Source organism: Cryobacterium sp. 10I1 (assembly GCF_035019805.1).
GTDB classification, from domain to species: domain Bacteria; phylum Actinomycetota; class Actinomycetes; order Actinomycetales; family Microbacteriaceae; genus Cryobacterium; species Cryobacterium glucosi.
On sequence record NZ_JASJVF010000566.1, the window covers coordinates 1 to 453 of the forward strand.

At 72.6% G+C, this 453-nt stretch carries 1 protein-coding gene; it reads left to right on the forward strand.

Going from position 1 to position 453, the window contains the following annotated elements; all coding sequences use genetic code 11:
- A partial coding sequence (locus QN345_RS19800) for an EamA family transporter (RefSeq protein ID WP_323509213.1) occupies positions 1-414 on the forward strand: 414 nt, incomplete at its 5' end.
- Positions 415-453: the final 39 nt, after the last annotated feature.

The following is a 453-nucleotide window of genomic DNA, read 5'->3' on the forward strand; positions in this document are numbered from 1 at the left end:
ATTATGTTCTCGATCGTGGGTGTGCTCGCCGTCGTCGCCGCGCGCCGGCGGCGGGTGCTCGCGGGGGCCGGCAGTACGGGCGTGGCCGTCGCCGGTTTCGGGGCGACGGATGCCACTGCTCGCGCAACAGACCCGGCCGCGGTTCCCGCTCACACCGGTCGGCGCTCCCGGTCCACCCTCACGATCGGCCTGACGCTCGCCGCGGTCTGCGGTCTCGTCGACGTCGCCGCGAACTTCCTGCTGCTCATCGGGATCCGGATCGGCGACCTCAGCGTGATCAGCGTGCTGACGGCGATGTACCCGGCCGGGACGATCCTGCTCGCAGCGGTCGTGCTCAGGGAGCGGATCGCGCCGGTGCAGTGGGTCGGCCTCGGTCTTGCGCTCGCGGCGGCCGCGATGCTCGCACTCGCCTGACCCGCGGCATCCGCTCACCCCTCGCCCCGAACCGTCTCG